This is a genomic window from Chryseobacterium sp. Tr-659 (assembly GCF_011752975.1).
Classification (GTDB): Bacteria; Bacteroidota; Bacteroidia; order Flavobacteriales; family Weeksellaceae; genus Chryseobacterium.
The window spans coordinates 776,540-802,925 of the sequence record NZ_VWWP01000001.1; the positions used below are offsets into that span (position 1 = coordinate 776,540).

General features: G+C 36.3%; 19 protein-coding genes and 2 tRNA genes. 11 read left to right on the forward strand and 10 right to left on the reverse strand.

Annotation, left to right across the window (positions count from 1 at the left end; all coding sequences use genetic code 11):
* Position 1: 1 nt before the first annotated feature.
* Complete coding sequence (locus F3J23_RS03385) at positions 2–1,198, forward strand: exo-beta-N-acetylmuramidase NamZ domain-containing protein (protein ID WP_167024064.1); 1,197 nt, start codon at positions 2–4, stop codon at positions 1,196–1,198.
* Here F3J23_RS03385 and F3J23_RS03390 read toward each other — a convergent pair whose 3' ends face one another.
* From F3J23_RS03390 to F3J23_RS03400, 3 genes are read right to left on the reverse strand one after another with little or no spacing between them, the layout of a single operon-like run.
* Positions 1,199–1,405: a hypothetical protein gene (locus F3J23_RS03390; RefSeq protein WP_167024067.1), complete on the reverse strand. Its 207-nt coding sequence runs from the start codon at positions 1,403–1,405 to the stop codon at positions 1,199–1,201. It lies immediately after the preceding gene.
* Positions 1,406–1,409: 4 nt separating this feature from the next.
* Positions 1,410–2,036: a DUF3575 domain-containing protein gene (locus tag F3J23_RS03395; RefSeq protein ID WP_167024070.1), complete on the reverse strand. Its 627-nt coding sequence runs from the start codon at positions 2,034–2,036 to the stop codon at positions 1,410–1,412.
* A gap of 8 nt (positions 2,037–2,044) precedes the next feature.
* Positions 2,045–3,220 (reverse strand): thioredoxin family protein, encoded by a 1,176-nt coding sequence (locus F3J23_RS03400; protein WP_167024073.1) that lies wholly within the window; start codon positions 3,218–3,220, stop codon positions 2,045–2,047.
* A 244-nt stretch (positions 3,221–3,464) separates the two neighbouring features.
* Here F3J23_RS03400 and F3J23_RS03405 point away from each other — a divergent pair, with 244 nt between their 5' ends.
* From F3J23_RS03405 to F3J23_RS03440, 8 genes are all read left to right on the forward strand, one after another.
* Positions 3,465–4,577, forward strand: a complete 1,113-nt coding sequence (locus tag F3J23_RS03405; RefSeq protein ID WP_167024076.1) for a helix-turn-helix domain-containing protein — start codon at positions 3,465–3,467, stop codon at positions 4,575–4,577.
* 160 nt (positions 4,578–4,737) lie between these two features.
* Positions 4,738–5,757, forward strand: a complete 1,020-nt coding sequence (locus tag F3J23_RS03410; protein WP_167024079.1) for an alpha/beta hydrolase — start codon at positions 4,738–4,740, stop codon at positions 5,755–5,757.
* 10 nt (positions 5,758–5,767) lie between these two features.
* On the forward strand, positions 5,768–6,430 hold the full coding sequence (locus tag F3J23_RS03415; protein ID WP_167024082.1) for a hypothetical protein: 663 nt from the start codon (positions 5,768–5,770) through the stop codon (positions 6,428–6,430).
* Between the two features lie 365 nt (positions 6,431–6,795).
* Positions 6,796–8,379: a histidine kinase gene (locus F3J23_RS03420; RefSeq protein WP_167024086.1), complete on the forward strand. Its 1,584-nt coding sequence runs from the start codon at positions 6,796–6,798 to the stop codon at positions 8,377–8,379.
* A 128-nt stretch (positions 8,380–8,507) separates the two neighbouring features.
* Complete coding sequence (locus F3J23_RS03425) at positions 8,508–11,075, forward strand: zinc-dependent metalloprotease (protein ID WP_228455253.1); 2,568 nt, start codon at positions 8,508–8,510, stop codon at positions 11,073–11,075.
* Positions 11,076–11,081: 6 nt separating this feature from the next.
* Positions 11,082–14,414 (forward strand): SusC/RagA family TonB-linked outer membrane protein, encoded by a 3,333-nt coding sequence (locus tag F3J23_RS03430; RefSeq protein WP_167024089.1) that lies wholly within the window; start codon positions 11,082–11,084, stop codon positions 14,412–14,414.
* A 12-nt stretch (positions 14,415–14,426) separates the two neighbouring features.
* Positions 14,427–15,743 (forward strand): RagB/SusD family nutrient uptake outer membrane protein, encoded by a 1,317-nt coding sequence (locus F3J23_RS03435; RefSeq protein WP_167024093.1) that lies wholly within the window; start codon positions 14,427–14,429, stop codon positions 15,741–15,743.
* Between the two features lie 78 nt (positions 15,744–15,821).
* Positions 15,822–16,586, forward strand: coding sequence for a LytR/AlgR family response regulator transcription factor (locus F3J23_RS03440; RefSeq protein WP_167024096.1), 765 nt, complete (start codon positions 15,822–15,824; stop codon positions 16,584–16,586).
* Positions 16,587–16,753: 167 nt separating this feature from the next.
* Here F3J23_RS03440 and F3J23_RS03445 read toward each other — a convergent pair.
* From F3J23_RS03445 to F3J23_RS03465, 5 genes are all read right to left on the reverse strand, one after another.
* A tRNA-Phe gene (locus tag F3J23_RS03445) sits at positions 16,754–16,826 on the reverse strand.
* Positions 16,827–17,099: 273 nt separating this feature from the next.
* On the reverse strand, positions 17,100–18,446 hold the full coding sequence (locus F3J23_RS03450; protein ID WP_167024099.1) for a DUF3472 domain-containing protein: 1,347 nt from the start codon (positions 18,444–18,446) through the stop codon (positions 17,100–17,102).
* Positions 18,447–18,671: 225 nt separating this feature from the next.
* Positions 18,672–18,744, reverse strand: a tRNA-Phe gene (locus F3J23_RS03455).
* 109 nt (positions 18,745–18,853) lie between these two features.
* A complete protein-coding gene (locus tag F3J23_RS03460; RefSeq protein WP_167024102.1) occupies positions 18,854–20,695 on the reverse strand; it encodes a lysophospholipid acyltransferase family protein in 1,842 nt (613 codons plus the stop codon).
* A 22-nt stretch (positions 20,696–20,717) separates the two neighbouring features.
* Positions 20,718–21,956 carry an aspartate kinase gene (locus tag F3J23_RS03465; RefSeq protein WP_167024105.1) on the reverse strand — a complete coding sequence of 413 codons (1,239 nt, stop codon included), beginning with the start codon at positions 21,954–21,956 and terminating at the stop codon, positions 20,718–20,720.
* Between the two features lie 561 nt (positions 21,957–22,517).
* On the opposite strand from F3J23_RS03465, the gene fbp reads away from it, so the two are divergent.
* A complete protein-coding gene (gene fbp, locus F3J23_RS03470) occupies positions 22,518–23,534 on the forward strand; it encodes a class 1 fructose-bisphosphatase (protein WP_167024108.1) in 1,017 nt (338 codons plus the stop codon).
* On the forward strand, positions 23,535–24,539 hold the full coding sequence (locus F3J23_RS03475; protein ID WP_167024111.1) for an o-succinylbenzoate synthase: 1,005 nt from the start codon (positions 23,535–23,537) through the stop codon (positions 24,537–24,539). It abuts the gene before it with no gap.
* Between the two features lie 7 nt (positions 24,540–24,546).
* On the opposite strand, the gene F3J23_RS03480 is transcribed toward F3J23_RS03475, so the two are convergent.
* Positions 24,547–24,699 carry a bacteriocin-like protein gene (locus F3J23_RS03480; protein WP_167024114.1) on the reverse strand — a complete coding sequence of 51 codons (153 nt, stop codon included), beginning with the start codon at positions 24,697–24,699 and terminating at the stop codon, positions 24,547–24,549.
* Between the two features lie 466 nt (positions 24,700–25,165).
* On the reverse strand, positions 25,166–26,296 hold the full coding sequence (locus F3J23_RS03485) for an alpha/beta hydrolase (protein ID WP_167024116.1): 1,131 nt from the start codon (positions 26,294–26,296) through the stop codon (positions 25,166–25,168).
* Positions 26,297–26,386: the final 90 nt, after the last annotated feature.

Consider the following 26,386-nt stretch of genomic DNA (forward strand, 5'->3'; position numbering starts at 1 on the left):
TATGAATTTAGATTTCAAAATTAAAAATTTACTTCTGATTTGCCTAATTTTTTTAGGAGTATTCAATCAATATTATTCTCAGACTCAAGTTCAATCTGATTTTAAAACCGGGGCAGATCAGCCTGAAGTATACCTTCCATTATTAAAAGGTAAAACCATTGGTGTGGTCACTAATCAAACGGGATTAATGAGTGACAGAACCCATCTTGTAGATTTTCTTGTAAAAAACGGAATCAAAATCAAGTCTATTTTTGCTCCTGAACATGGTTTCAGAGGTGATGCTGATGCCGGAGCGAAAGTAAAAAACGGAATAGATGTAAAAACCGGAATTCCGATTGTTTCACTGTATGGTAATAATAAAAAGCCAAAACCGGAACAGCTTGAGGGCATTGATATTGTAGTTTTTGATATCCAGGATGTAGGAGTGAGGTTCTATACTTATATTTCCACTTTATCTTACCTGATGGAAGCCGGAGCTGAAAATAATGTTGAAGTTATGGTTCTGGATCGTCCTAATCCTCATGACGGTTATACTGACGGGCCTGTGTTGAAGAAGAAATGGACCAGTTTTGTAGGAATGCATGAAGTACCCGTAGTATATGGTCTTACAATAGGAGAATACGGAAAAATGGTTAATGGTGAAAAATGGTTAAAAGGTGGGGTTGAAGCTAAATATACGCTGATTCCTATGAAAAACTATCATAAAAAACAGCGTTATCCGATTTTGGATAAGCCTTCTCCTAATTTACCAAATGATAAAGCTATTAATTTATATCCCAGCCTATGCTTTTTTGAAGGTACTCAGGTTTCCGTGGGAAGAGGAACAGATCTTCCTTTTCAGATCTATGGTTCTCCGTGGATGGTAAATCTCCCATACCAGTTTACTCCTAAACCAAGTTACGGAGCTAAGGATCCTTTCCTGAACGGGAAATTATGCTATGGCGAAAACCTTTCCAATTATCCGAAAGATCTAAGAGAGTTAAACCTCGAATGGGTGATCAAAGCTTACCAAAACTATAAAAATCCTCAACAGGATTTTTTCCTGAAAAACCTTTGGTTTGATACGCTGTCCGGAACTGATGAATTCAGAAAACAGATCATTGCCGGAAAATCGATCCCGGAAATTAAGGCTTCATGGAGAAAAGATCTGGAAAGCTTTGAGAAAATCCGAACCAGATATGTGGTTTACGAAGATTAATTAATCAAAATTTTGGGGCGGATTTTTATCATTTCTGCCCTTATTCAAAATAAAAAGTCCGAGAGTTAATCCAACAACACCAGCAAAAGCCGTTAGTAAAGCTCTTTGTACTTTGTCGGGAAGATCATTCCCGATATAATTCATCAAAAAAAGAATCACAAAGGTGATCACTGAAATGATAATATGATGTTTTCCGAAAGGTTTCATTGTGTTATTTTAATTTATAAGAGATCATTACACCCCCTCTGTAAGGGATAATTTCTCCACTTTTATTAAATCCTTCAGCAGAATCGTAACGTTTCCCGGTTGTACGGTCATAACCTTTATAAAAACCCTGAGAAGTACCTACTGTTGCATAAATATCAAGATTTAAACGTTCTGAGAGCTGAAATTGATAACCTCCTGTAATTCCTAATGTATAAGAATATCCTTTTTGATATAGATTGGAATTCACAAGAAGCTCTCCATTCCAGTTTTCAGTTACAGTGTCTTTCCAGTAATTCCATTTTTGAAGATTGTAAGCGGAAACTCCTATATTAGCTCCTATATACCAGTGTTTAAAAGCTTCATTAAAATAATATCTGCCTTCTATGGAAAGGGAATAGATCTGTAATTCATGGCCTGCAAAAGATTTCCAGGGTGAAATGAAAACATCTCCCTGAAGAGTATATTTTGAGCTGAGCTGCTTTTCTACACCTACATTTATAATCCCTATAGGAGCAAATAAAGCATTTCCTTTGATGTATAAACTTTTATCCTGTCCTTGTTCCTGTTCCTGAGCATTCAGAGTTCCTGCTGCCAGGAAAGCTAAAACACCCGCTAATAATTTATATTTCATCTGTATGTTTATTGTATTTGCTTAAGCAGTTCATCTGCCAGATTTGAATCCTTGTTGCCCTGAATGGCCATATTTTTAGACATTTCAGCATAATTTTTTGCATTCTCCTTATTTCCTGTCAGGTAATAAAGTTTAGCAAGAATATAGGTGTTTTCAGAATTTTCACCTCTCATTACGGACTTTTCAGCCCATTCTGTTGCTTTCTTTAATGAAGAAGGCGTTTTCACATGTTCTGCAAATATCCATGCCGCTCTCAAAAGTTCATTCGGATCAAATGCATCTGAATTTTTGTAATAATCTAAAGCTGCTTTTTCGTATTCAGGAAAATTAGTGTTTTGCTCATAATAACTAAGTTTAGTTTGGTTGAGCTTTTTAACAGCGGCTTCTTTTCCTACCATTGGCTCTGCAGCTTTCAGGAAATAATCATCGTTTATTTTTTTATTCTTATCATCAATAGATTGCTCTACTATTTTAGCCAGTTTCAACTGTGCATCGAACTCGTTGTATGTTTCTTCCGGTAAAAATTTGATGATCTCTGCTTTTCTTGATGTAAAAGCTTTATAGTTATTGTCTTCAGATGATTTTATGAAATACAGCAGGAACCCTATTTCATCTTTCGTAAGTTCTTCAGTTTTCTTTTTATTTTCAAAATATCTTTCGGAAGCTTTTTTAGCAAAATCATAATCTGAGTTAGAATTAAGCTTCATAATATTGATCAGAAATTCAGGATCTTTTTCTCCACCCGCAAAACGTTCTTTCAATGATCCTTTTTTATTCCCTGGTGCATTGATATCCTGAGCCATTGCCACAAATAAGCTTTCTTCCATATAGCCGGTATTTCTCGAAACAAGCTCACCTTCGCCGTTCAAAAAAAGATAGGTAGGGTAGGATCTTACTCCAAATTTAGATGCGAGGTCTCTCCCTTCACCTTTTTCCATATCAAATCTTGCATTAATGAAGTTGGTATTATAATAATCCCTTACTGCTTTCTGAGTGAAAACGTTTTTCTCCATCATTTTGCATGGGCCACACCACGAAGCATAAGCATCAATAAAAACCAGTTTTTTTTCTTTTTTGGCTTTTGCAATAATATCTTTGAATGGTAGTTCCTGAAACTGGATTGTTTCCTGAGCAGCGATAATGATAGAACAAAAAATAGATATCCCGGAGATGATCTTCTTCATTTTCAAATAAGATTTGTAGGCGAAGATAATTAATTTTCAAAATATAAAGAGCTGAATCTGCTGTTTGTCCGGTGATATTAACTAATTTTAAGACTTAGCATCATTATTCTTCCCCTTCAGATCAGATGGGTATGTTCATCTTATAGTTCCGGAAATTTATTTATTCTCAGGTTTTTGTGTTAAAATTATATTTACTTTTGTCGTGAACAGTATGTATTTAAATTAACAAAATATTGAAGCTTTTATGCTTTATTTATCTGGTGTCTTTTTAGCTTTTTTCCTGGCTTTTCTTTTATTGACCAAAAGAAATAGAAATATTGCAGATCTAATCCTGACGGGATGGCTTGCTGCAATAGGATTAAATCTAGCGTGTCACTATATGTTTCTTACCCGTCAGTATACAGAATATCCTTCATTTACTTTTTTAGGATTTACACTACCGGTTGTTTACGGGCCTTTCTTATACATGTATGTGAGAAAGCAGACTTCACCCAGGCCTTTTTCGTGGAAGTATTTGCTGCATTTTATTCCTTTTCTGATGGTTAATCTTTTATTCCTGAAATTCTACCTTTCATCTTTTGATAAAAGAGTAGAGATTTTTAAACATCAGGGAAGCGGCTTTGAAACCGAAATGCTTTTCAGATTATACTTTATTTATCTGTCCGGGATAATCTATGTTATTCTATCTTTCTGGTTACTGTATCAGTTCAGGAAGAATATGGTTCAGCAGTTTTCAAATACTGAAAAGATCAATTTCAACTGGTTATTGTATCTTATTATCTGGATTGCACTGATCTGGGGATTGGTACTTTTTGTAAACGTTAATATCATTTACGGAGCCGTAGCTGTTTTTATTATATGGCTTGGATATTTCGGAATAAAACAGGTTCAGGTCTTTAGTCAGCCTACACTTGCGGTTGCAGGTTACAGGATAGAAGCTGAAACGAAGGTTGAAACTGAGAAAGAGGAAATTTCTCTTATTACGGATAAGAAATACCAGAAATCCGGTCTTACAAAAGAAAATATTGAAAATATCCATGCAAGACTTCAGAAAATTCTGAAGGAAGAAAAGCCCTTTATTAATCCTAATCTTACCTTGAACGAACTTGCTGCCATGCTGGATGTTCATCCTAATAATCTTTCTCAGGTAATCAATTCCAAAGAGAATAAAAATTTCTACGAACTTATCAATGAAAAAAGAATCGAAGAATTTTTAAACAAAATCTCAGAACCTGAAAGCAAACAATATACTTTACTTTCAATTGCATTTGAATGCGGTTTCAATTCCAAAACCTCTTTCAATAGAAATTTTAAAAAGTACACTGGTGTTACTCCCAGCGAGTATCAAAAAGTCTGATCTTACAGGGTTTCATCTTTCAGGGAATGGTGTCATTTTTCATATCTGTTTAGTAATCAGTTGATTGTGGTTTGTGTCTTTTGTGTTCCAACTTTCCTGATGGAGCGACTTGCTTTTGAAGATAATGAATCTTTGCATCATAACTTTTAAACCCAAAAGTATGATTGCTTTCAGAAAAAAGAATGTAGCGTTAGCTGCTTTTACTCTTCTCATTATGTTGTTTTCCTGCACTGACGGACGAACAATTGATGAACCCGGAAATCTGGTTCCTAAAACCGTAGACCAGGATTCTTCTCTTCCCTCTATCACTGTAAATGGTGCAATGCTTCACACTGAAGCTTTTGGACCTGAAGATGGAACAATTATTCTTCCGCTTCACGGAGGCCCGGGAGGAGACTATCGCTATCTTCTCAATTGTAAAAATCTTGTGGATAATGGATTACGGGTTGTATTCTACGATCAGAGAGGTTCGGGACTTTCACAGCGTTTTCCGAAAAATTCTTATCAGAAGTTGGGAGCGGGAGTTACAGATCTTATGTATGATGAACTTCATGCAGTGATTGCCCATTATCGAAAAAGACCTGAGCAAAAGGTAGTTCTTTTGGGGCATTCCTGGGGTGCGATGCTGGCTACGGGATATGCAGGAAAGTATCCGGATGATATACAGGGACTTATCTTGTGCGAGCCAGGCGGCCTTGTTTGGAATGATGTTACGGATTACGTAAAAAGATCCAGATCATTTAAAATATGGAGTGAAATACTCAATGATGCGGCCTATCTGGATCAGTTCATTTCCGGTAAAGAAGACCAGCACGAAATTTTAGATTATAAAATGTCTATGCTGGCTTCAAAAAACAGCATTACAGGAGAAGGAGATTTTGATCCTGGAATAAGCTGGCGGAGCGGAGCTGTAGTCATGGATGCCCTTTTCGATGCCGGAGATCAGTATAAGCTGGATTTTTCCAAAGGGATCCAGAATTATAAAGGCCCGGTTCTGTTCTTCTACAGTGAAAGAAATAAAGCCTATCCGGATTCATGGGCCCAGAAAATAACATCAAGCTATCATCATCTTACCAGAGTGAAAATATCGGGGGTGGGACATGACGGAATTATCACCAATATCAATGCCTGGAACAATCAGACAAAACCTGAGATCATTACTCTTATTGGAGACCTTTAAAATCAACACCATGAACAAAAATATAATATCAGTTTTAATTGTATTACTGACCGTTATTTCTATGAAAGCACAAACGGTAAACTGGGCAGCCTTGAATGAAGAAAAACATTTATTGAATGCCAATGTAGGAGCAGAATATGGAGCAATTATAGGACTTGGGTACGGATATAAATTCGGAGGAATGTTTCCCATGATCACAGGAGTAGAATTTTCCGTTCCGTTGGGAGATACTCTGCTGGATGATTTTAAAGTAAAAGCCGGTACTAATATCCGATGGGTAAAGATTAGCGATTTTCAACTTTCAACAAGAGTTCAGGGAGTTTTTCGCAGGTTTGAAAATGAGAATGCTGCTATTCTCAACTTTGGACTGGATATGGCAGGCGTAATCGGGTATTACAGACCTAAATGGTTTATTGGGGGAGAAGCTGGCTTTGATAAAGCGATTGTTACTCATTTCAAACATTCCGGGCACTATAAGGAAATCTATCCCGGAGTGAAAGACGGATGGTATGAGCCGGCTACCGGTGGGAATTTCTACTATGGATTACAAGGCGGATATTCCTTTACTCGTCAGGAAATATATTTAAAAGTCGGAAATATAATCTCCCAGGATTTTAAAACAAAACCACATCTGCCTTTTTTTGCTCAGATCGGGTATAATTATAAATTTTAAAACTCATGATGTAAGCAGGTTGTTTCAAAATCCAATCATAGGATCTTGTCATCTCGTATTGATGTAAGAATTTTTAACATCAAGAACTGAGATTATTCATTCCATCAAATCAATTTGGAATAGTATTTTGAGACAGCCTGTTTTTATTGTGCTGAAAAATAAATACATAAGTTTAAATTTTACTTAAAAATAGTTTTTAAATATCAGGGATTGTAAGATATTTTTAATTCACTTTTTGGTCCTGGAATCTTTGTTATATCTTTGCAAACGAATAATTTATCTCTAGAAGAAATCATTATAAAAGAAGCCTTACAGTAAAGTGTTGTCTGAATTTTCTTTTAAAGAAAATAAGAATGTAGAAGAAATTGAATATTAACTTTAAACGCGCCTTATCCCAAAAATCCATTTACATCGCTGCTTTTTCTGCCTGCTTGATTGCTGTGGCAGCATTTGCTGTTTTAAGTCTTTTGATTACGGAAGACAGTCGTAAAAATACAGATGATTTTGCTAAAAAAACCTTTTTCAGAAAATATGAATCGGTGGAACATGAGTTCAGAAATATTGAAGATTATCAGTACCTGCTTCGAGCACTGATCCAAAAAGACGGCTTAAACAATTATAAGAACTATTCTTCGGTTTTAAACGATTTAAACAAAAAAAGGAATTTACTGCCTTACAGCTGGTATTACTATGAGAACACCGGTTCCGGCAAGTCTGAAAGTAATAATCCCTTATCTGATATTTTCAAGAATAAAGAACATCGTGAAAAGTCTGTTGTTATCAGAAATAATGGTCCGGGGCATTTCAGAGATCTTCTGGTTACCCGTAAAGACAGTATGTACTGGGTGAGTTATGACTCGCTGGTGCTGCCAGATAAAAATAAGCTTTACTATGGTTCTACAGTTAGTCTTGATGATCTCCATCAGTATTTTATCAATGTAGATAAAAGTTCCAATACCTATGCCTATGTTTTTACAAAAGAAGGAATTTGTATTACCCATCCTGAAAAGAAATATATAGGGAAGAATATTTTTGACTTTACAGACATTAAGCCCGGAGATACTTTATCCGGTAAAACAGAAACAGGCTATACCAAAAGAACAGCCGTTTCTGAGTACCTTGGGGTGGAAGTAACCCGATTTATAAAACCGCTAAAGACTGATAACTTTGATGGTTACACGGTAGTCAATCATGTTAATTTCATTATTGATGAAAATAGCAACAAAATAAAAACGTATACCATCTATATCTTTCTGGCTGCTTTATTCCTTATTGTAACAGTTTTTATCCTGTTCCAGAGATCCACGAATATAGCTTATCGGGAAAAGGAAAAGATACAGTCTGAAAAGAATCTACTGCTTATAGAGAATGAAAAGATGCATAAAGCAGAAGTGATCAACCAGCTTCAGCAGCTTAAAAACAATATCAATCCGCATTTTCTGTTCAATTCGCTGAACTCTCTTTACATGCTGATCGGAATTAATAAAGAGAATGCGCAGAAATTTACCATTAATCTTTCCAAGATCTATCGGTATCTTATTGTACCTCCAAAAGAAAATATTGTTCCTGTTTCGCAGGAAATTAATTTCATACAGCAGTATATGGAGCTCTTAAAAAGCAGGTTTGATGAAGAAATGAAATTTGAAATGGTGATTAATGATCCCCAAAGCCTGGAGAAAAAGATTCCGTATTTATCCCTTCAGATTGTGACTGAAAATGCAATAAAACACAATATTGCTACCATAGATCAGCCTTTGGAAATCATCATTACCGTTGAAGAAAACGGGATTGTAGTGAAAAATACCTGGCAGCCCAAAACAGAGCCGGTACAGGGAGAGAAATTCGGAATTGAATATTTGAATCAGGTTTATGGGTATTTTAAGAATAATCTTCTTAATATTTCTGTTGATGGTGAATATTTCGTATGTTTTTTGCCTTTATTAAGGTAAAATAAAAATCCATTCACTCCCGAATAATCACCTTTCACTCCCTAACATTATTTATATAATTCACTTACCTATAGCTTTGCCAACTGAAACTAAGATATTTACTATTTGGAATGAATCGGACTATTTTAATGAAGAATTACAGACTGGCGCTGTATCTTGGCCTTGCTATGGCTTCACCAATGGCAATAGCACAGAAAAAAGATACAGTAAAAGTCAACAAAGAGAAAACTGATAAAACAGACACATCCTCATCAAAGAAGACCAAAAAAATTGAAGATCTGATCAAAAAAGGGACCTATAAAAAAGGGCTTTTTAATACGATCCAGGTAAAAACGGATATTTATTTTGAGATTCCGGACAGTTTGATGGGCCGTCAGTTTTTGGTGGTCAATAAACTATCCCAGGTACCTATGCAGGTGAATGAGGCTGGTTTGAACAAAGGAATGAATTATGAAAATAAGGTCATTTCTTTCCACCGTGATCCTGTAGCCAAAAAAGTTTGGGTAAAAACTGTGGTTCCCAAAGTATCATCACCTAAGAATGATGCAATTACAAAATCTGTGAAAGACAATTTTTCAGAATCTGTGATTGAGGTTTTTGATATTGAGGCACAGAACAGTGATTCTACGGCAGTAGCAATTAAAGTCAACAAAGTTTTTGACGGAAATCAGAAGAGCTTCAACGATGTTCTGGCTAATGTAGGCCTGGGAGGATCTGTGAAATCAAGCCTTTCTTATATAGAAGGAGTGAAGACGTTTCCTCAGAATTTAGTGGTTAAATCCCAATTGTCTACTTCCGTGAATGAAGGGGGAGTAGATCTTCCGGTAACGCTGGGGGTAACTACCAATCTCGTATTACTTTCTAAAATTCCGATGAAACCAAGAGTAGCTGACTCAAGAGTAGGGTTTTTCTCTGAGAAACACTGGTCGTTTAATGATAATCAGCAGAAAATGGACGAAAAGTATTTCATTACGAAATGGAATCTTGAGCCCAAAGACGAAGATAAAGAGAGGTATCTGAAAGGTGAATTGGTAGAACCTAAAAAGCCAATCATCTATTATATTGATCCTGCAACACCAAAACAATGGCGTGAAAAGATCATTGCAGGAGTTCATGACTGGCAGGCCGCTTTTGAGCAGGCTGGATTTAAAAATGCTGTGATTGCAAAAATGCCGGATGAAAAAGATGAAGACTTTGATATTGATGATGTAAGATATTCCGTAATTACATATGCTGCTTCTCCTAAATCAAATGCGATGGGACCTTCAGTGGTAGATCCGAGAAGTGGTGAAATTATTGAAGCGGATATTATCTGGTGGCACAATGTAATGACTTCTCTGCATGACTGGATGAGAATCCAAACCGGGCCTATTGATCCGAAAGCAAGAGGAAATAAGTTCAGTGATGAGCATATGGGTGAGGCGATCCGTTTTGTTTCTTCCCATGAAGTAGGGCATACCTTTGGGTTGAAGCACAATATGGGAGCTTCCTTTGCATTTCCTGTAGAATCACTTCGTTCAAAAGAGTTTACAGATAAAATGGGTGGTACGGCACCTTCCATTATGGATTATGCACGTTACAACTATGTAGCACAGCCTGAGGATGGCGTTACAGCAATCACTCCAAAGATTGGAATTTATGATAAATATGCCATTGAATGGGGCTATCGTTGGTATCCGGATGAATTTGTAGAGAAGAAGGCACTGAAAAACCTGATCGAAAAGCATGAAGATGATCCGATGTATTTCTATGGAGAGCAGCAAAGTTATCTGGAGACAATCGATCCACGCTCACAATCTGAAGATTTGGGAGATGATGCCATGAAAGCAAGTGAATATGGATTAAAAAACCTGAAAGTTGTTGTCAATAACCTTTTAAAATGGACCTACGATGACGGTAAAGATTATACCGATGCAGGAAAACTGTATCTGGGAGTTATCGGACAATGGGATCTGTATACAGGTCATGTAATGGCAAATGTAGGTGGGATTTATCTGAATAATACTGTTTTCGGAAATAAGAAAAAAGCCTATGAGGCAGTACCTGCCGATATTCAGAGAAAAGCGGTTGATTATCTTGTGAAAAATGCCATCAATCTTCCGGAATGGTTATTCTTTAATCCGATTACAGAGAAAACGTATCCGGTTAAAGATTCTCCGATGGGACCTTTTGAACAAACTCCTTATACACTGGCAAGAGGAATGCAGTATGCGAACATCTATTCTCTGTTTATGGATGACAGACTGTTGAGATTGCTTGAGAATGAGTTGAAACATCAGATTTCAGGTTCAAAAGAAGAGATCTATACGGTTGAGAATTTATTTGACCAGGTAAGAACTGCAGTTTTCAATAAAAAAGGAAGTCTTACAATCCTTGAAAAGATGGCTCAGAAGAATTATGTGGATGCACTGATTGTTTCGGTGAATAAATTATTTGAAAAGACAGCAGTGAAAGGTTTGAAAACGGAAAATACCCTGAACATTCCGATGATCTGTAATTTCCATGAAGAAGATCATGGTCTTAGAAATATCAATTATTCATCCATGAAGAGAGTATCTGAAGTAACCACTTACAAAAGAGCGGAACTTCAAAAGGTTCTGGACTTACTGAACAGAACGAGATACAGAGGAGATGACGCTTCCAGAGCGCACTACACAGATTTAATCATTCGTATTCAAGAGGCTTTAAACAAATAAACGGCAATGAAAAAAACTCTAATACTTTTACCTCTTTTGGCTGCTAATATTGCACTGGCCCAACAAAAGAAAACCATCACCGGGAAAATAGAAGATTCAAATACTTCTCAGATTATCACCGGTGCATCTATAAAAATTGAGACTCAGTCGGTCTCTACAAAAACGGAATTGGAAGGAATTATTGAAAGTGTATCAGTAGGTACAGTAACCGATAAGGACGGAAAATTCATATTGGAAATTCCTGAAGATACAAAATCGGTAATGGTAAGTTACCCGGGTTATGAGTCTCGCGTTATTCAGCTTAACGAAGGACAGACCCATTATACAATAAGACTAACTTCTGAGATTACAGATAAAAATAAGATTCAGGAAGTTATTATTACAGGATATCAAAAAATTGAAAAACGTAAACAGACTTCAGCCGTTTCTACAGTGAAAATGGACAACATCAGCCAGGCTGGTGTTGCCAGTGTAGACCAGATGTTATCCGGTCAGATTGCCGGTGTTGTAGTTACTCCTGAAACAGGATCTCCGGGAGGGCCTGCGAAGATCAGAATCAGAGGTACAGCTTCTCTTTCCGGTCCTCAGGATCCGCTATGGGTAATTGACGGTCTTCCATTGGAAGGTAATGATGTTCCAAACTTTACCGATAAAGATAATATTGATCAGCTTCAGAACTTCTCTATTGCAGGGTTGAACCCGAACGATATTGAAGATATTACCATTTTGAAAGATGCGGCTGCTACAGCAATTTATGGAGCGAGAGCAGCAAACGGAGTAATTTCCATTACCACGAAAAAAGGTAAAAAAGGAAGCATGAAACTGAACTTCTCAGCAGATACCTTCGTTACGGCACGTCCTGATTTTGGTAAGCTGAACCTTCTTAATGCATCAGAAAAAGTTGATCTTGAATTAATGCTTGCACAACGTGCAGATCTTACCTACCGCGCTGATAAAGGTGAAGTGATGAGAATTCTGACACAAAACCAACAGCTTGATGCTTTCAGAAACGGAGGATTTGGTGCACTGAATTCATTAACTCAGCAGCAAATCAACGGTTTAAGAAGCAATGATACCGATTGGGGTAAATTGTTATACAGAAACGCAATCAACAAGCAATACGGATTGAGTATCTCCGGAGGTGGTGACCGTTCAGATTATTACTTCTCTCTGGGATACTACGATGAAGAAGGAACAACTATTGGAACCGGTTTTAAGCGTTACAACCTGACTTTAAAGAACAATTATAAACTAAGTGATAAATTAAATGCAGGAATCTCTATTTTCGGAACACAGAGTGAGCGTGAATCATTTGTAACAGATGCAGATGCTTCCATCAGCCCTGTCAATTACTCAAGGAATGCCAATCCTTATATGAAGCCTTTTAATGCAGACGGAAGCTACAATTATGATAAGGATATTGACGGTTTTGATGATAGATATATTCCTTTTAACTTTCTGGAAGAAAGAGAAAATACAAGCTACACGCTGAAAAATAACTCGTTAAAAGCAATTTTAGATTTAGAGTATAAGGCGACAAAAAATTTAAGATTTACTTCCCAACTAGGTATTCAGTATGATGCTAATAAAACTGAAAAATATGCAGCTGAAAATACCTACTTCACTAGAAAAATGAAAGAAGGTACCCGTTATTATAAAGATGGAGGATACCATTATTTCTTACCTGCCGGTGCAGTAAAGCAGAACTGGGATAACGATTTCTTTCAGTATAACTGGAAATTACAGGGGACATACAGTACAAAAATCAATTCAAAACATGAAATTGATTTGATGGCCGGAACAGAAATCCGTAAAACAGAAGATAATACTACTGTGACAAGGGCATTCGGGTATGATCCCACAACAAGAAGAGCCACAGCAATGGTTTTCCCGAATTCAAGCTTTGCATCCGATAAGAGATATGAAACCTACCGTGAAATGGCTCCTATAGAGAATGCTTACGCTTCAATGTTTGCAACAGCTTCCTATACTTACGATCAGAAATATACTTTCTTCGGAAGTGTGAGATATGACGGAACCAACTTATTCGGTGTTAATAAAAAATACAAATACCTTCCGATCTGGGCTGTTTCAGGATCGTGGCTGGTAACAAAAGAAAATTTCATGAAGAATATTTCTGCTGTTTCTAACCTGAGATTGAGAGCTTCTTATGGTCTTCAAGGGAATATTGACCGTAATACATCACCATTCTTTATCGGAGAATACAGTGATACTACAATTCTTCCGGGAATAAAAGAAGGAATTATCAATGTGATCAGCCCGCCAAACGATAAACTTCGCTGGGAAAAGACAACCAATGTTAACTTCGGTCTTGATCTTGGATTGTTTAATAATCGAATCAGTCTTACCGCAGATGTTTACAACAGAAAAGGTACGGATATGATCAGTATGAAAGAAACTCCGCTTGAAACCGGCTTCGAATATACAATGATGAACTGGGGAAGTTTAACGAACAAAGGTTTTGAACTGGCATTATCCACAAGAAACATCAACAATGATAATTTCAAGTGGACAACCACCATCAACTTCGCGCACAATAAGAGCAGGGTATTAAGCGAGCAGCCTCGTGACAACTCTTTGCTTCCTTCAAGAGAAGGTCTTCCGGTGAATGCTGTTTTTGCATTAAAGACAGCAGGAATGGATGAACACGGAAACCCATTGTTCTGGAAAGGAAATGAAAAGATTTCTGCCGCTGAATTCTTTAAGCTATATGATGTATATGCAGACTTCTTCCCCGGGCAGCTTGTGGATACGAAGCTTTCAAACGCAGAATTGAGAAATATGTTCACTTATATTGGAGACAGAGATCCGAAATTTACCGGAGGTATCATCAATACATTTAAAGTGCGCAATTTCGACTTTACGGTTTCTGCAACGATCAATCTGAAGCAGACGGTAATGAGAACTCCTTCTTACCGTGGAATGGAGCTTGACAGAGGAAGAAACTACACAAGAGATATCTATGAAGCAGGAGGCTCACTTCCGGGGATTACTAGCCCTGATATGGATGCAAACCCAGACGGATGGATGGCCAATAAATGGTTTGCAGGAAATCGTTCAAGTGCATACAACCTGCTTGATGTTTGGGCAAAAGAGATCAGCTATGTGAGAATCAGCAGCATTCGTTTAGGATATACACTTCCGAAAGAATTCACAAATCCTATGGGAATCAGCAGCCTGAGATTAAGCATCGAAGGACGTAACCTTTTTGTATTCAGCAACGGATATAAAGGATACTTTGATCCTGAAACCTACGGTAATATTTATGCACAGCCTATAACCAAATCGGTAACAGTAGGATTTAATGTTTCTTTTTAAAATTTGAAAACAATGAGAAAAATTACAACATTCATAGCAATTGCAGCAATCAGCTTTATCAATATAGGATGTGACAGGTTTCTGGATATTCAGCCGGAAGGGAAGATTATCCCAACCACAGCTGAAGATTACCGTAAAGTGCTTACATCGGCTTATTCAAAATATCCGGTTCATAAATCTCTGACGGCACTTCGTACAGATGAGGTAAATATTGACGAAAACGGAATGGATTTTATTTCTTACCGTGAGATCGCAATGTGGAAAGATTCCAATAATGATCCGGCATCAACAGAGTTTCCATGGGTAAACTTTTACACAGTGAACTTTTATCTGAATCAGATCATTAATGAAGGTAGTAAAACAATGCAGGAGTCTTCTGAAAAAAGCCAGATTCTGGCTGAGGCATATGCGCTTCGTGCTTATTTATACTTTGATCTGGTGAATCTTTACGGTAAGCCGTACAACAGTGCAACAGCTTCTGTGGACAGGGGAGTGCCAATCAATCTGGATATTGATCTTGAGCAGGTTTTAAAGCCGTCTTCTGTACAGGAAGTTTATAACCAGGTTCATGCAGATATTAAAAAAGCGGAAGAACTGATGGTGGAGCAGACTCAGGCCACCGGGGTAAATTACAGGTTCTCTAAAACAGCATTGAAGGCTTTCCAGGCGAGAACAGCATTATATGAAGGAGACTGGAATAATGCGCTGAACTATGCCAACCAGGTATTGGCCGTAAAAAGTGATCTGAGTAATTTAAATACAACCAATACTCCTCCCAACCATTATGCTTCCACAGAATCTATCATGGCTTTGGATAATACATGGGATAACTCCATAAAAAATATGACTTTCGCATCTCAGGATATGATCTCTTCATATAACAGTACTGATAAAAGATTCGGGATCTATTTTGAAAAGAATGGCAGTAAATATAAAATTATCAAAGGAGGAAGCTCAGACTTCAGAGTGTCTTTCAGAACGGCAGAACAGTATTTTATAAAATCTGAAGCATTGGTAAAACTGAATAAGCTTGATGAGGCAAAAGAAACACTTCTTAAGGTCTTGAAGAACAGATATACCCCGGATGGTTATACTTCAGTACAAAGCACAGTATCCACAATGAACGCTGGAACATTCATGAACTTCATTATGGATGAGAGATACAGAGAGTTTGCCCTTGAAGGACAACGCTGGTTTGATCTGAGAAGAGCCAACCAGAAAAAAATAACCCATACCATCAATGGTAAAGAGTATATTCTTCAGCAGAATGATGTGAGATACACCATTGAATATCCTATGAGTGCAAAGAAGAATAATCCTAATTTATAAAACTTCATATCAATTCAATACAGGAGAAACCGCTTGAGCTTAATTGTTCTAGCGGTTTTTTTGTACTTTTGCAATGTTATGAAAATTGCCATTATAGAAGATGAGCTGCTCGCTGTTAATTATCTGAAAAATCTTTTGGATAAACAGGGGATAATTCCCGTAACAGAAACTGTTATTCTTCGCTCCAAAAAACAGGCAATAGATTTTTTCGAAAAAAACTCTGCAGATCTGATCTTTATGGATATTCATCTCGGAGACGGGATGAGCCTTGAAATTTTCGAACATGTGGAGCTTTTCACCCCGATTATTTTCATTACTGCCTTTGATGAGTATGCAATGAGGGTCTTCAGACATTTCACGATAGATTATCTTCTGAAGCCGTTTGAAGAAGAAGATCTGCATAAAGCACTACAGAAATTCATTACAATAAGAAATAATTTTGATCCCGAACTTGTTCTCAAGTCAATTTCTCTTCTTCAGCAGCCGGAAGATTCCGATGCTATGAAGCGATTTATGGTAAGAGAAGGAAATAAGCTTAAATCGATAGACGAGGATAATATCGCCTATTTTTTTGCTTCAGGGAAATATCTTTTTCTTACCACGGTAGATCATCAGACTTATATTTATGATGATACAATTAAGGACATCATTCAGAAACTGAATCCAAAGGTTTTCTTTAAAGTAAACCGCAAGTTTATCGTCAATAAAAAAGCAGTTATTGAAATCATTAAACATTCAAGCCAGAAAGTGGAGCTTATATTGTCTCCTGCTCCGGAAATAAATTCAGAAGTATTTATCAGTAAAACACAGATTACTGAATGTCTTGGCTGGTTGAACAGATAGTAAAACTATTATAAGCTTGCATGAAACGTATGTTTGGAACAATCAATGAAATTGATTTTCATCTTTACTCCCTTAAAATTTAGCTTTTAAATAGTAAGTTCTTTGTATTAATTTAATTTTTGAGTATAGCAACAAAAAAACCTCTAAACTGAATTAGAGGTTTTAAGTGGTTTCTCCAGGAATCGAACCAGGGACACATGGATTTTCAATCCATTGCTCTACCAACTGAGCTAAGAAACCATTTATGTTTTTGTTTATTACTTCGTTGTTTTAAAGTGATGCAAAAGTATAACATTTTATAATACCATGCAAGTCTTTTGATTTATTTTTTTGAAGAAATATATTACCAAAGCCTGTTTCGGACTTCAATGTATTGTTCATCAGTGATTTGGTGTGTTTTATTTTTTTTACATTTTTTTGCAGAATCATTACAGGAAACAGATATTGACCAAAAAAAAGCCAGTTCTTATTTTATGATCAAGTAACTGGCTGATTATTTCTTTTAGTTGTAGTTTAAGGAAGGGTTGAAAAATCTATGTTAGGGGCTTGTGTAGGGGCAGTGATAGAAAATTGCGAGCCGGGGGCAACTGTTGTGTTAAAGAAGCCTCCGTTTTGTAAAAAGAAAGCATTGCCGCTTGTTCCTCCCATTGCATCTATTCTTTGTTTTGCATTATAAGTATTATCTACGCTGAATTTTGCTCCTGAAATAGCGATCCAGCTGCCATTTGAAGTTCTTACCCATTGATTTTTGAATTCTGCTTTTCTACCCTGATATCCATTCTCTGGATTAAAATTTTCAACGAAACTATAGAAGCTTTTCAGATAAGTACTGGTTTGAGGTCTTTTCCAGCTGGCTATTAGTTTCCATGTTGTTGTATCCGGTGATAAAAACCACGCCGTAAAATCTGTTTTTCCTGTACCATCCGGTTCACCTTTTAATAAGAATTTATAAGTCTGCCCTGCAATCCAGTTGTATTTATAATAGCTTTGTCCGCCTGAACCTTCATTACCAAACTCTCCAACCGTTACTCCGCTGCCTGACCTGTTGAGAATGATTTTATGATCAGGAGGAATATTGTTAGGATCATCTGTCTCAAATGGGCTCCATACAGAGAATAGAATTCTTCTTTCCGTAGCAGAATTAACCTGCATACCAAAATAGCCCGCACTAAAGCCATTAGCCATGAAATAAGAGCCAATCTTATCTTCTCCCGCAGGAACTGTCACCTCGTTGTAATAATAGCTCACATTATTTGTTGTTGGAATTGTATAATTCAGATGACAGGAAGGCCCTCTGCGTGCCCAGTAATAATAAGAAGGATCATTACTGTAAATATTAGTTCCTGCAGAAGCTGCCCCACTGAAAGTAATATCCGTAACATCTGCAAAATATCCACCAGTTTTAGATACCCCCTGAAGGTCAACTTTTACATAACCTGGTGTGGAAACAGTAAAATCTCCAACCGTATACTCTGTAGAAGCAGTACCTGTTAAAGTAATATTTTTGGAGGTGCTGCCAACCGTTACTTTTACAACACTGGTGCCCGAAGGAACAGAAGCTTTTAACCCAATATTTAATGTTCCGGAGTTACCCACTCTGAAATAAGTGCTGATAATCGTATTAGAGCTGGTCCAGTTGCCTAACTTGGCAGAAGTGATGACCTCGTTGGCTCCTGAAGGTTTTACTGTCAAAAAAGAATTTCCCGCAACCGGAACACTGAATGATGATGCATTTTTTAAAGCTGAGATCTTTTCTTGCGCAGCAGTAGTATCCTCTGTGGCTGCTGTTGTTTCAGCGCATGATTGAAAAACAAGTAGAGCAATACCTATAAAAGTATTGGCTAATAATTTTATACTCATAATAGTAATTGTAATTTGGTTTACCCTACTAAATTAAGTTTTACCTGTCAAATAAAAAATTAATTCCCATATTTTTGATTAATTTTTATTCTAAATAGATTCAGTACATAGAAATGTATTATGTTTTAGTACACATTTTTCAATATGTTCGGATGGGGGCAGGTGTGAGAAAAGACTGAGTATAAAAAACAAAAAAACCTCTAAACTGAATTAGAGGTTTTCAAGTGGTTTCTCCAGGAATCGAACCAGGGACACATGGATTTTCAATCCATTGCTCTACCAACTGAGCTAAGAAACCATTGTATTTTTGTTTGACTTACTTCGTTGTTTTAAAGTGATGCAAAAGTAGTAAGTTTTGATATACAAAGCAAGTATTCATCGTACTTTTTTTGAATAAAACTAAAAACTTACTGATTATCAGCCGGATTATTTTCCTGCTCTTTTCTGATCTGTTCACTCATCTCTTCCAATACCGGTTTGATCGTGTTTTCCGGAAGATCACTGATTCGGATATACATCAATCCATCAATCGCATCATTGAAGTTAGGATCCACATTGAAAGCAATTACTTTAGCATTTTGTTTGATATATTTTTTGATCAAAACAGGAAGTCTTAATTCAGGCTCAAGATCATCGATGATTTTGTCCAGTTTATTAAGATCAGACTCCATTTCCTCAAAGAAAATATTTTTATCCCTGTCACGAAGCTTTACTTTATATTCATTTCTCGGAGTAATGTATTGTGCCACAGCAGAATCAAAATAATTCGAACGCATAAACTCAATCATCAACGATTTTGAGAACTCAGAGAACTTGTTGGAAATACTTACCCCGCCCATCAAAAATTTATGATCAGGATTTCTCAGACATACATGCACAATTCCTCTCCATAAAAGAAAGAGTGGAAGAGGCTTCTGCTGATATTCCTGGCAGATGTAGGCACGGCCCATTTCTATCACCTTTTTAAAGAAAGGATGAATGTCCTGCTCAAATTCAAATAATGAACTTGTATAGAAACCTTTGATGCCGTATTTCTTCATTACTTCTCTACCCAGCGCCATTCTGTAAGCACCGGCAAGCTTCTTCTCACCGTTATCCCAAAGGAAAAGGTGGTGGTAATGTTTGTCATACTCATCCAGGTCAAACGGAAGATTACTTCCTTCACCCACCGCGCGGAAAGTAAGCTCTCTCTGGCGTCCGATTTCCCTCATAATAGAAGGGATTTCTTCGTAAGTAGTAAAGTAAATCTCGTAATTTCCGTTACTGAACAGCATTTTATCAGTTCCTCTCAGTTTATTGACATCTTTAACGATATCTTCCAGAGGAGTTTCATCAATAATATTCTGAACAATATTTTCCTCTTTCAATAAAGGAAATTTGACAGATAAATTCTGAAGATTGATACTTTGAGCAAGGGATTTTCTCTTTTCATAGTAAGATTTCATCATATAAACCTTACGTTTCAGAAACTCTCCCAATTCCTCAATGGTTTCCATCTCATCCATCGCTTTCACCGTGATAGGTCTCCCGATTCTGATTCTGATAGGTTTTTCCCTGTCGTTCATCATTTCAGCAGGAAGCATCAACGTTTGTAAATTTGGATGAAGCTTGGCTACCTGATAGAAAAGGCGGCTGTTCTTTGCATGGAAATACATAGGAACCACCGGCACTTTAGCCATTCTGATCAGCTTAAGTGCCGTTTTTTCCCATTCTTTATCTAAAATTTCGCCGTAAGGATTGTTCTTGTTGGAAACTTCTCCCGCCGGAAAAATACCTACACAGCCTCCATTTTGTAAATGCTTGAGTGTTTCACGCATTCCTGAAGAGCTGCTGTAAGCTTCTTTTCTGTTTTCAAAAGGGTTTACAGCGATTACATACGGTTCCATTGGTTTGATTTTTTCCAAAAGGAAATTACCCATTACCTTGAAATCCGGACGAACCTCAGATAAGATCTTGCACATCAAAATTCCGTCAATAGCACCCAGCGGATGATTCGAAACCAGAATAAACGGCCCCGTTTTCGGAATTTTTGCCAGATCCTCTTCAAAAGCTACATAGCTTAGGTTTCTTTCTCTTACAAATGAGTCGAAAAAGTCTTTGCCTTCCTTGTCTTTTAGTTTATCGTATAGTCTATTTACTTCATTTATTTTAGCAATGCTCATCACAGCAGATGCTACCGGGTTCTTCAGGAACCCGATTTTACTTAAGCCGGAAGCTTTGATCAGATCGTTTTTCGAAATTAAACTCATGTGTGTTTAGTCGCAATTAATATTATTGTGTTACCATTTGAAGAGTATTTTTGGAAATTTGTTCCAATAATACATTTTTTTCATGGTAAAATTTGTCAATGTGATCCATCTTCGCATTTCTTACTGTGAATAAAGATACATTTTTAATTGCTTCGGTTTTAAAAATTTTTTGAAGCTCCTCATTGAGCTCATCAATATGATTAAATTTATCCTCAAGGCACAGTGCCAGGGAGATAGCAGAATTTTGCATCAGGGAAACCTTGATCTTATATTTGGATAAGTATCCGAAAATTAAGCTCATATGATCCTCCGCTATAAAAGAGAAATCTCTTGTAGATATTTTCAGAAGATCCTGATTTTCTTTTAAAATATAAGATTCTTCCTGTTGGTTTTTGTCAGAAGCACCTACTTTAGTTCCTTCTTTAGTAGGATCTACAAAAGATTTTACATAGAAAGGAATGTTTTTTTGCTGTAACGGCTGTAATGTTTTCGGGTGAATAACACTAGCACCGTAATAAGCCATTTCAATTGCTTCTTCATAAGAAATATTGGAAAGAAGACTCACATCACTGAATTTTCTTGGATCTCCGGTCATTACTCCGGGTACATCTTTCCAGATGGTCATTGCTTCAGCATTTAAACAGTAAGCAAAAATAGCCGCAGAATAGTCAGAACCTTCTCTTCCCAACGTTACCGTAAAATTATTTTCGTCAGAACCAATGAACCCCTGGGTTACATAACAGATCTCAGGATTAAGGTTGGAGATAAACTCTTCAGTTTTTGCCCAGTCTACCGACCCTTCTCGGTATGAATTATCCGTTTTTACATAATCTCTGGCATCCAGCCACTGATTGGTAAACTGGATTTCATTCAGGTATTCGCTCACGATTTTCGTAGAAATCATTTCCCCACAGCTTACCACCTGGTCATATACGAAGTTGTAGTTCGGAGATTTATTTCTTCTTAAAAAAGAATCAATATCATCAAAAAAGAGATTGATTTCAGCAAAAACCGCATGATTTTCAGGAAATAATCCTTCCGCAATCTCAATGTGTTTTCGTTTTATCTTTTCAATCTCAGTTTGATAGTTATCTTTTTTGGAATAAAGCTCTACAACTTTTTCCAACTCATTGGTCGTTTTGCCCATTGCTGAAATCACCAGCAAACATTTGGCAAATCCCTGGCTTTTTAGAACCATGGACACATTTTTCACACTCTCGGCATCTTTTACAGATGCTCCACCAAACTTGAAAATTTTCATTAAATTGTTAAAAATAAAATTGTTAGATAAAAAATTACATGAGTTTTTTACGGACGTCAAAATTATAAATTTACAACGAGATATGAAATAGCCTATCGGCCTGATAGAATTAAGATTTCCTTAAAATAGCCTGAATATGCAGTCAAAATACGGTGTGAAGCACTGAAAGATACCGTTATATGCAGGATTTAAGGCCTGTATTATTTTGTTAAGTAATACATATTATTACTCACTTACCCGGGGATTAATCTCAAAACATGGATAACTTATTATCCGAATAAATATTTTACGTTTGTATTTTAATTCATTGTAAATCAGTGTTTTGTTTTTTGAAAATATATCGTTTATCTGTATTGAATTAAAATAAATAATTCCTGCGGGAATTTAATTTTTCATCAGTTTAAGATAGCAAATCGGTGCATGAAATAGTATCCTCTTCTATGATATTATGTTGTTTTGTGTTTGTATTGTGTTGATAAACAGTTGGTAATCTCTTTTGGAATTAAATTTTCTTAATGCAATAAATTTTCCGAAATTTGGGGAAAACGTAAAAAGAAAAATATGTCAAATCAACCATTACAGACTTTAGGAGAATTTCTTATAGATAAACAGGACGATTTTCAGTATTCTACGGGTGAATTTTCTCGTCTTCTGAGTGCAATAAGATTGGCTTCGAAAGTGGTAAACAGAGAAGTAAATAAAGCCGGAATTGTAGATATAACAGGGGCTGCCGGAAACCAGAATATTCAGGGTGAAGAGCAGCAAAAACTTGATGTAATTGCGAATGAAATTTTTATTACGGCTTTGTCTCAAAGAGAGGTTGTTTGTGGGATTGCTTCTGAAGAAAATGATGATTTTATTGATATTAAATGTGGTGAAAACGGGCATTTAAGTAAATATGTAGTATTAATAGACCCTTTGGATGGATCTTCTAATATTGATGTGAATGTTTCCGTGGGAACTATTTTTTCTATTTACAGAAGAGTTACAGAACCCGGAACGCCTGTTCAATTGGAAGACTTTTTACAAAAAGGGATCAATCAGATTGCGGCAGGATACGTTATCTACGGTTCTTCTACTATGATTGTTTATACCACCGGAAACGGAGTCAACGGATTTACGCTAGATCCTTCTTTAGGAACTTATTATCTTTCTCATCCGAATATGACTTTTCCAAGAACAGGTAAAATTTATTCGATCAACGAAGGGAACTATATCAAATTTCCTCAGGGAGTAAAAAATTACCTTAAATACTGCCAGATGGAAGAAGGAGACCGTCCTTATACCTCCAGATATATCGGTTCTTTGGTTGCAGATTTCCATAGAAACATGCTGAAAGGCGGAATTTATATCTATCCTTCTTACTCACAGGCTCCGAATGGAAAATTGAGACTCTTATATGAATGCAATCCTATGGCGTTCCTGGCTGAACAGGCAGGAGGAAAAGCAACAGACGGATTCAGAAGAATTCTTGAAGTAGAACCTACAGAACTTCACCAGAGAATACCATTTTTCTGTGGAAGTGTTGACATGGTGGAGAAAGCGGAAGAGTTTATGCGTATCGACAGCGTAAAATAAATGGAAGCAAATTATTTTAAATATTTATTAGAATTCAAACGCCCGAGTGGAACATCTCGCGGCGTTTTGCTTGATAAAGAGACTTTTATCCTGGAAATTTCAGAAAATGGAAAAAAAGGAATAGGAGAGTGTGCAATATTCAGAGGATTAAGCTTTGATGACAGGCCTGATTATGAAGAAAAGCTGAAATGGCTTTGTGGAAATATAGATAAAAACATTTCTTATCTGAAGGAGGAACTGAAAGAATTTCCATCTATCTGGTTTGGGTATGAGCAGGCCATTCTGAATCTTAAGCATGGTGAGAATTTCTATTTTCCAAGTGAATTTACCGAAGGAAAGGCTGCCATAACAATCAATGGTTTGATTTGGATGGGAGATGTTGGATATATGGAAGAACAGATTCAGGATAAACTGGAAAAAGGATTTCATTGTATCAAGTTGAAAATTGGTGTAGACTGGAATTCAGAACATGTAATTCTTCAGAAATTAAGAGAAAAGTTTTCTAAAGATCAATTGGAACTTCGTGTGGATGCCAATGGAGGATTTAATAAAAATGAAGCAGAGGTAGTTCTGAATCAGCTTGCGGACTTGGGAATTCACTCTATTGAACAACCTATTAAAGCAGGAAATTGGAAAGATATGGCGGAACTATGTGCCAAAACACCTACTCCGATCGCTTTGGATGAAGAGCTGATTGGAATTATTGACTCTTCAGAAAAGAAAAAGCTTTTAGAAACCATACAGCCTCAATATATTATTCTGAAGCCAGCTTTGGTAGGTGGTTTTGCAGGTTCAGATGAATGGATTTCTCTTGCAGAACAATATCATATCGATTGGTGGATTACTTCTGCTTTAGAAAGTAATATAGGTTTGAATGCCATTGCCCAATATACATTTACAAAAAAAAATCCGATGCCTCAAGGATTGGGCACCGGAGCTTTATTTATCAATAATTTTGAATCCGATTTAGAACTCAGAAATGAGTTGCTGTGGTTCAAAACTTAAAAATGATTTAGATTTCAGGGCATACAGGATTATTCCAATGGTCTGCATCCCACTCTCTGCAGCATCTGCCTCTTGGATCCCAATTATTGCATCCGATAGGAACTATTCCGCCTTTAATAGTTTTTAATTCTCCTTTGTTTAATTTTTTTAAATTTTTCATAGTTGATATTTTTATTTGATTGATAAGTAAATATCGAAAACTTTTTTCAATTATACAATAGTTGGGGAATTATTTAGTGTAATTTAACAAATTTGATGAAAATAATGATTATTTGTGATAATGTCTGGATTGTTGTGGGAAGAACTAAAATAGGTATATGAAAATAAACCCCTGCATCATATTTGCAGGAACTCTGATTAGATTTCGGTCTTTGTTAAAGGATAAAGTAATTGTTGGCTCGGATATTTTACATCTTTTTATGGGTTGATATTCATTTAAATCACATCTTTTACGAAAATCGCTTTCTTGATATAGTTTAAGATATAAGAAAACCTTCTTTTAATATTTTCCATGATAAAAAAATTGTAATTCTCTAATGTATGAATTGGCAATCTTTATGCCATTCCCAAGGGTTGGAGTAACTTTAACATAAGCTTCATTTTGTAAGGCTTTTTTTAATTATTTGTTAAGAAATAATTGTGAAAATATTTTCGTTATCTTTTAATCGGTTGGTGATAAGGTTCCTGTCAATACCATATAAATTCTGAAAAATATCATTCTGTACCTGCGAGCTGGAAAGGTATCCCCAATGATTTCCTACCTCATATTTAAAACCGGTCAGAATATCATCTTTTACAAGTGTACAGTCAATAATCGAGACGATGTCTTTGTAAGAAGAAATGTCACTAGGCCCATTTTTTCCGAGTCTTGGGGTAAGAATGTTTTTCGTAAACTGGGATATTCCAAGAACAGCATCCTGCCTGTTTAAATAAATGGAAATTCTGTTGGCTAATAACGGGAGTTTATTAAATGAATCTTCAGCATCTTCAAATACTTTATAGCTTACGTCAGCATTCAGCAGTAAAACCTGATCAATGACCCGCAATATATTTTCTCTTTTAAGGCTGTACAGCATACTTTGGAGTACTCTGTTTCCCATGGAATGGGCCATGATGTGAATTCTTTGGTTGCAGGGCACAAGATCCCGGTTGGAAAAAATATCTTTTAAAAACTGAGTGTAAAAATAGAACAGCCTCATCAGTGATGCTCCGGAATTGATACTGGAAGCTTTATCGTCAAAATAACTTAACGGAATAATGCTGCTTGAAGCCGGCCAGCTCACAAATAAAATATGTTCTACAGGAGAGGCGGGATTATCAATGAATATTTTCTTAAGATCAAGAATAGCTTTTAATTCATCATCAAAGTCATACAAATAACCATGAATGAAGATCAATACATCGCTCCTGTCTTTAGTTGAAGACATATTTTTGTATAATTCATAAAAAAGCTTTTGGGTGCCACCAAGATTATTGGCGGTAAGAGGTGATTTTTTAATACCTTTTTCACTCAAAAGAACATCAAGAACATCCTCATAACCCTGCTTTTCAGGTTCAGAGAATAATTTATAATTTAGAATGTTTCTGTTGGTGTAATCTTTTTTCTTTTTGGCCTGCGCAGTAGGTTCTTTGTAATTATCAAAATCACATTTTGCAATCCTGAAATTAGGAATGGAGTATTCATCATTAGAAAAAGAATCTACTCTTTCACCTTTATGACGAATGATTTTCCGGTTGCTTAAGATATAAACGGCCATAAGTGATAATTGGTAAAATGGTTTTAGCTTTCTCTAAATTAATGAAAAATACTGAATTACAGTAAATAAGGCTTTTAAATTATCACTTTC

Excerpts from the sequence above, each read along its gene's own strand:
- F3J23_RS03390 (WP_167024067.1), bottom strand. The coding sequence starts at position 1,405 with ATGAAACCTTTCGGAAAACATCATATTATCATTTCAGTGATCACCTTT.
- F3J23_RS03435 (WP_167024093.1), top strand. The coding sequence starts at position 14,427 with ATGAGAAAAATTACAACATTCATAGCAATTGCAGCAATCAGCTTTATC.
- F3J23_RS03405 (WP_167024076.1), top strand. The coding sequence starts at position 3,465 with ATGCTTTATTTATCTGGTGTCTTTTTAGCTTTTTTCCTGGCTTTTCTT.
- F3J23_RS03430 (WP_167024089.1), top strand. The coding sequence starts at position 11,082 with ATGAAAAAAACTCTAATACTTTTACCTCTTTTGGCTGCTAATATTGCA.
- fbp (WP_167024108.1), top strand. The coding sequence starts at position 22,518 with ATGTCAAATCAACCATTACAGACTTTAGGAGAATTTCTTATAGATAAA.
- F3J23_RS03485 (WP_167024116.1), bottom strand. The coding sequence starts at position 26,296 with ATGGCCGTTTATATCTTAAGCAACCGGAAAATCATTCGTCATAAAGGT.
- F3J23_RS03440 (WP_167024096.1), top strand. The coding sequence starts at position 15,822 with ATGAAAATTGCCATTATAGAAGATGAGCTGCTCGCTGTTAATTATCTG.
- F3J23_RS03460 (WP_167024102.1), bottom strand. The coding sequence starts at position 20,695 with ATGAGTTTAATTTCGAAAAACGATCTGATCAAAGCTTCCGGCTTAAGT.
- F3J23_RS03415 (WP_167024082.1), top strand. The coding sequence starts at position 5,768 with ATGAACAAAAATATAATATCAGTTTTAATTGTATTACTGACCGTTATT.
- F3J23_RS03475 (WP_167024111.1), top strand. The coding sequence starts at position 23,535 with ATGGAAGCAAATTATTTTAAATATTTATTAGAATTCAAACGCCCGAGT.
- F3J23_RS03480 (WP_167024114.1), bottom strand. The coding sequence starts at position 24,699 with ATGAAAAATTTAAAAAAATTAAACAAAGGAGAATTAAAAACTATTAAA.
- F3J23_RS03385 (WP_167024064.1), top strand. The coding sequence starts at position 2 with ATGAATTTAGATTTCAAAATTAAAAATTTACTTCTGATTTGCCTAATT.
- F3J23_RS03400 (WP_167024073.1), bottom strand. The coding sequence starts at position 3,220 with ATGAAGAAGATCATCTCCGGGATATCTATTTTTTGTTCTATCATTATC.
- F3J23_RS03465 (WP_167024105.1), bottom strand. The coding sequence starts at position 21,956 with ATGAAAATTTTCAAGTTTGGTGGAGCATCTGTAAAAGATGCCGAGAGT.
- F3J23_RS03425 (WP_228455253.1), top strand. The coding sequence starts at position 8,508 with ATGAAGAATTACAGACTGGCGCTGTATCTTGGCCTTGCTATGGCTTCA.
- F3J23_RS03395 (WP_167024070.1), bottom strand. The coding sequence starts at position 2,036 with ATGAAATATAAATTATTAGCGGGTGTTTTAGCTTTCCTGGCAGCAGGA.
- F3J23_RS03450 (WP_167024099.1), bottom strand. The coding sequence starts at position 18,446 with ATGAGTATAAAATTATTAGCCAATACTTTTATAGGTATTGCTCTACTT.
- F3J23_RS03410 (WP_167024079.1), top strand. The coding sequence starts at position 4,738 with ATGATTGCTTTCAGAAAAAAGAATGTAGCGTTAGCTGCTTTTACTCTT.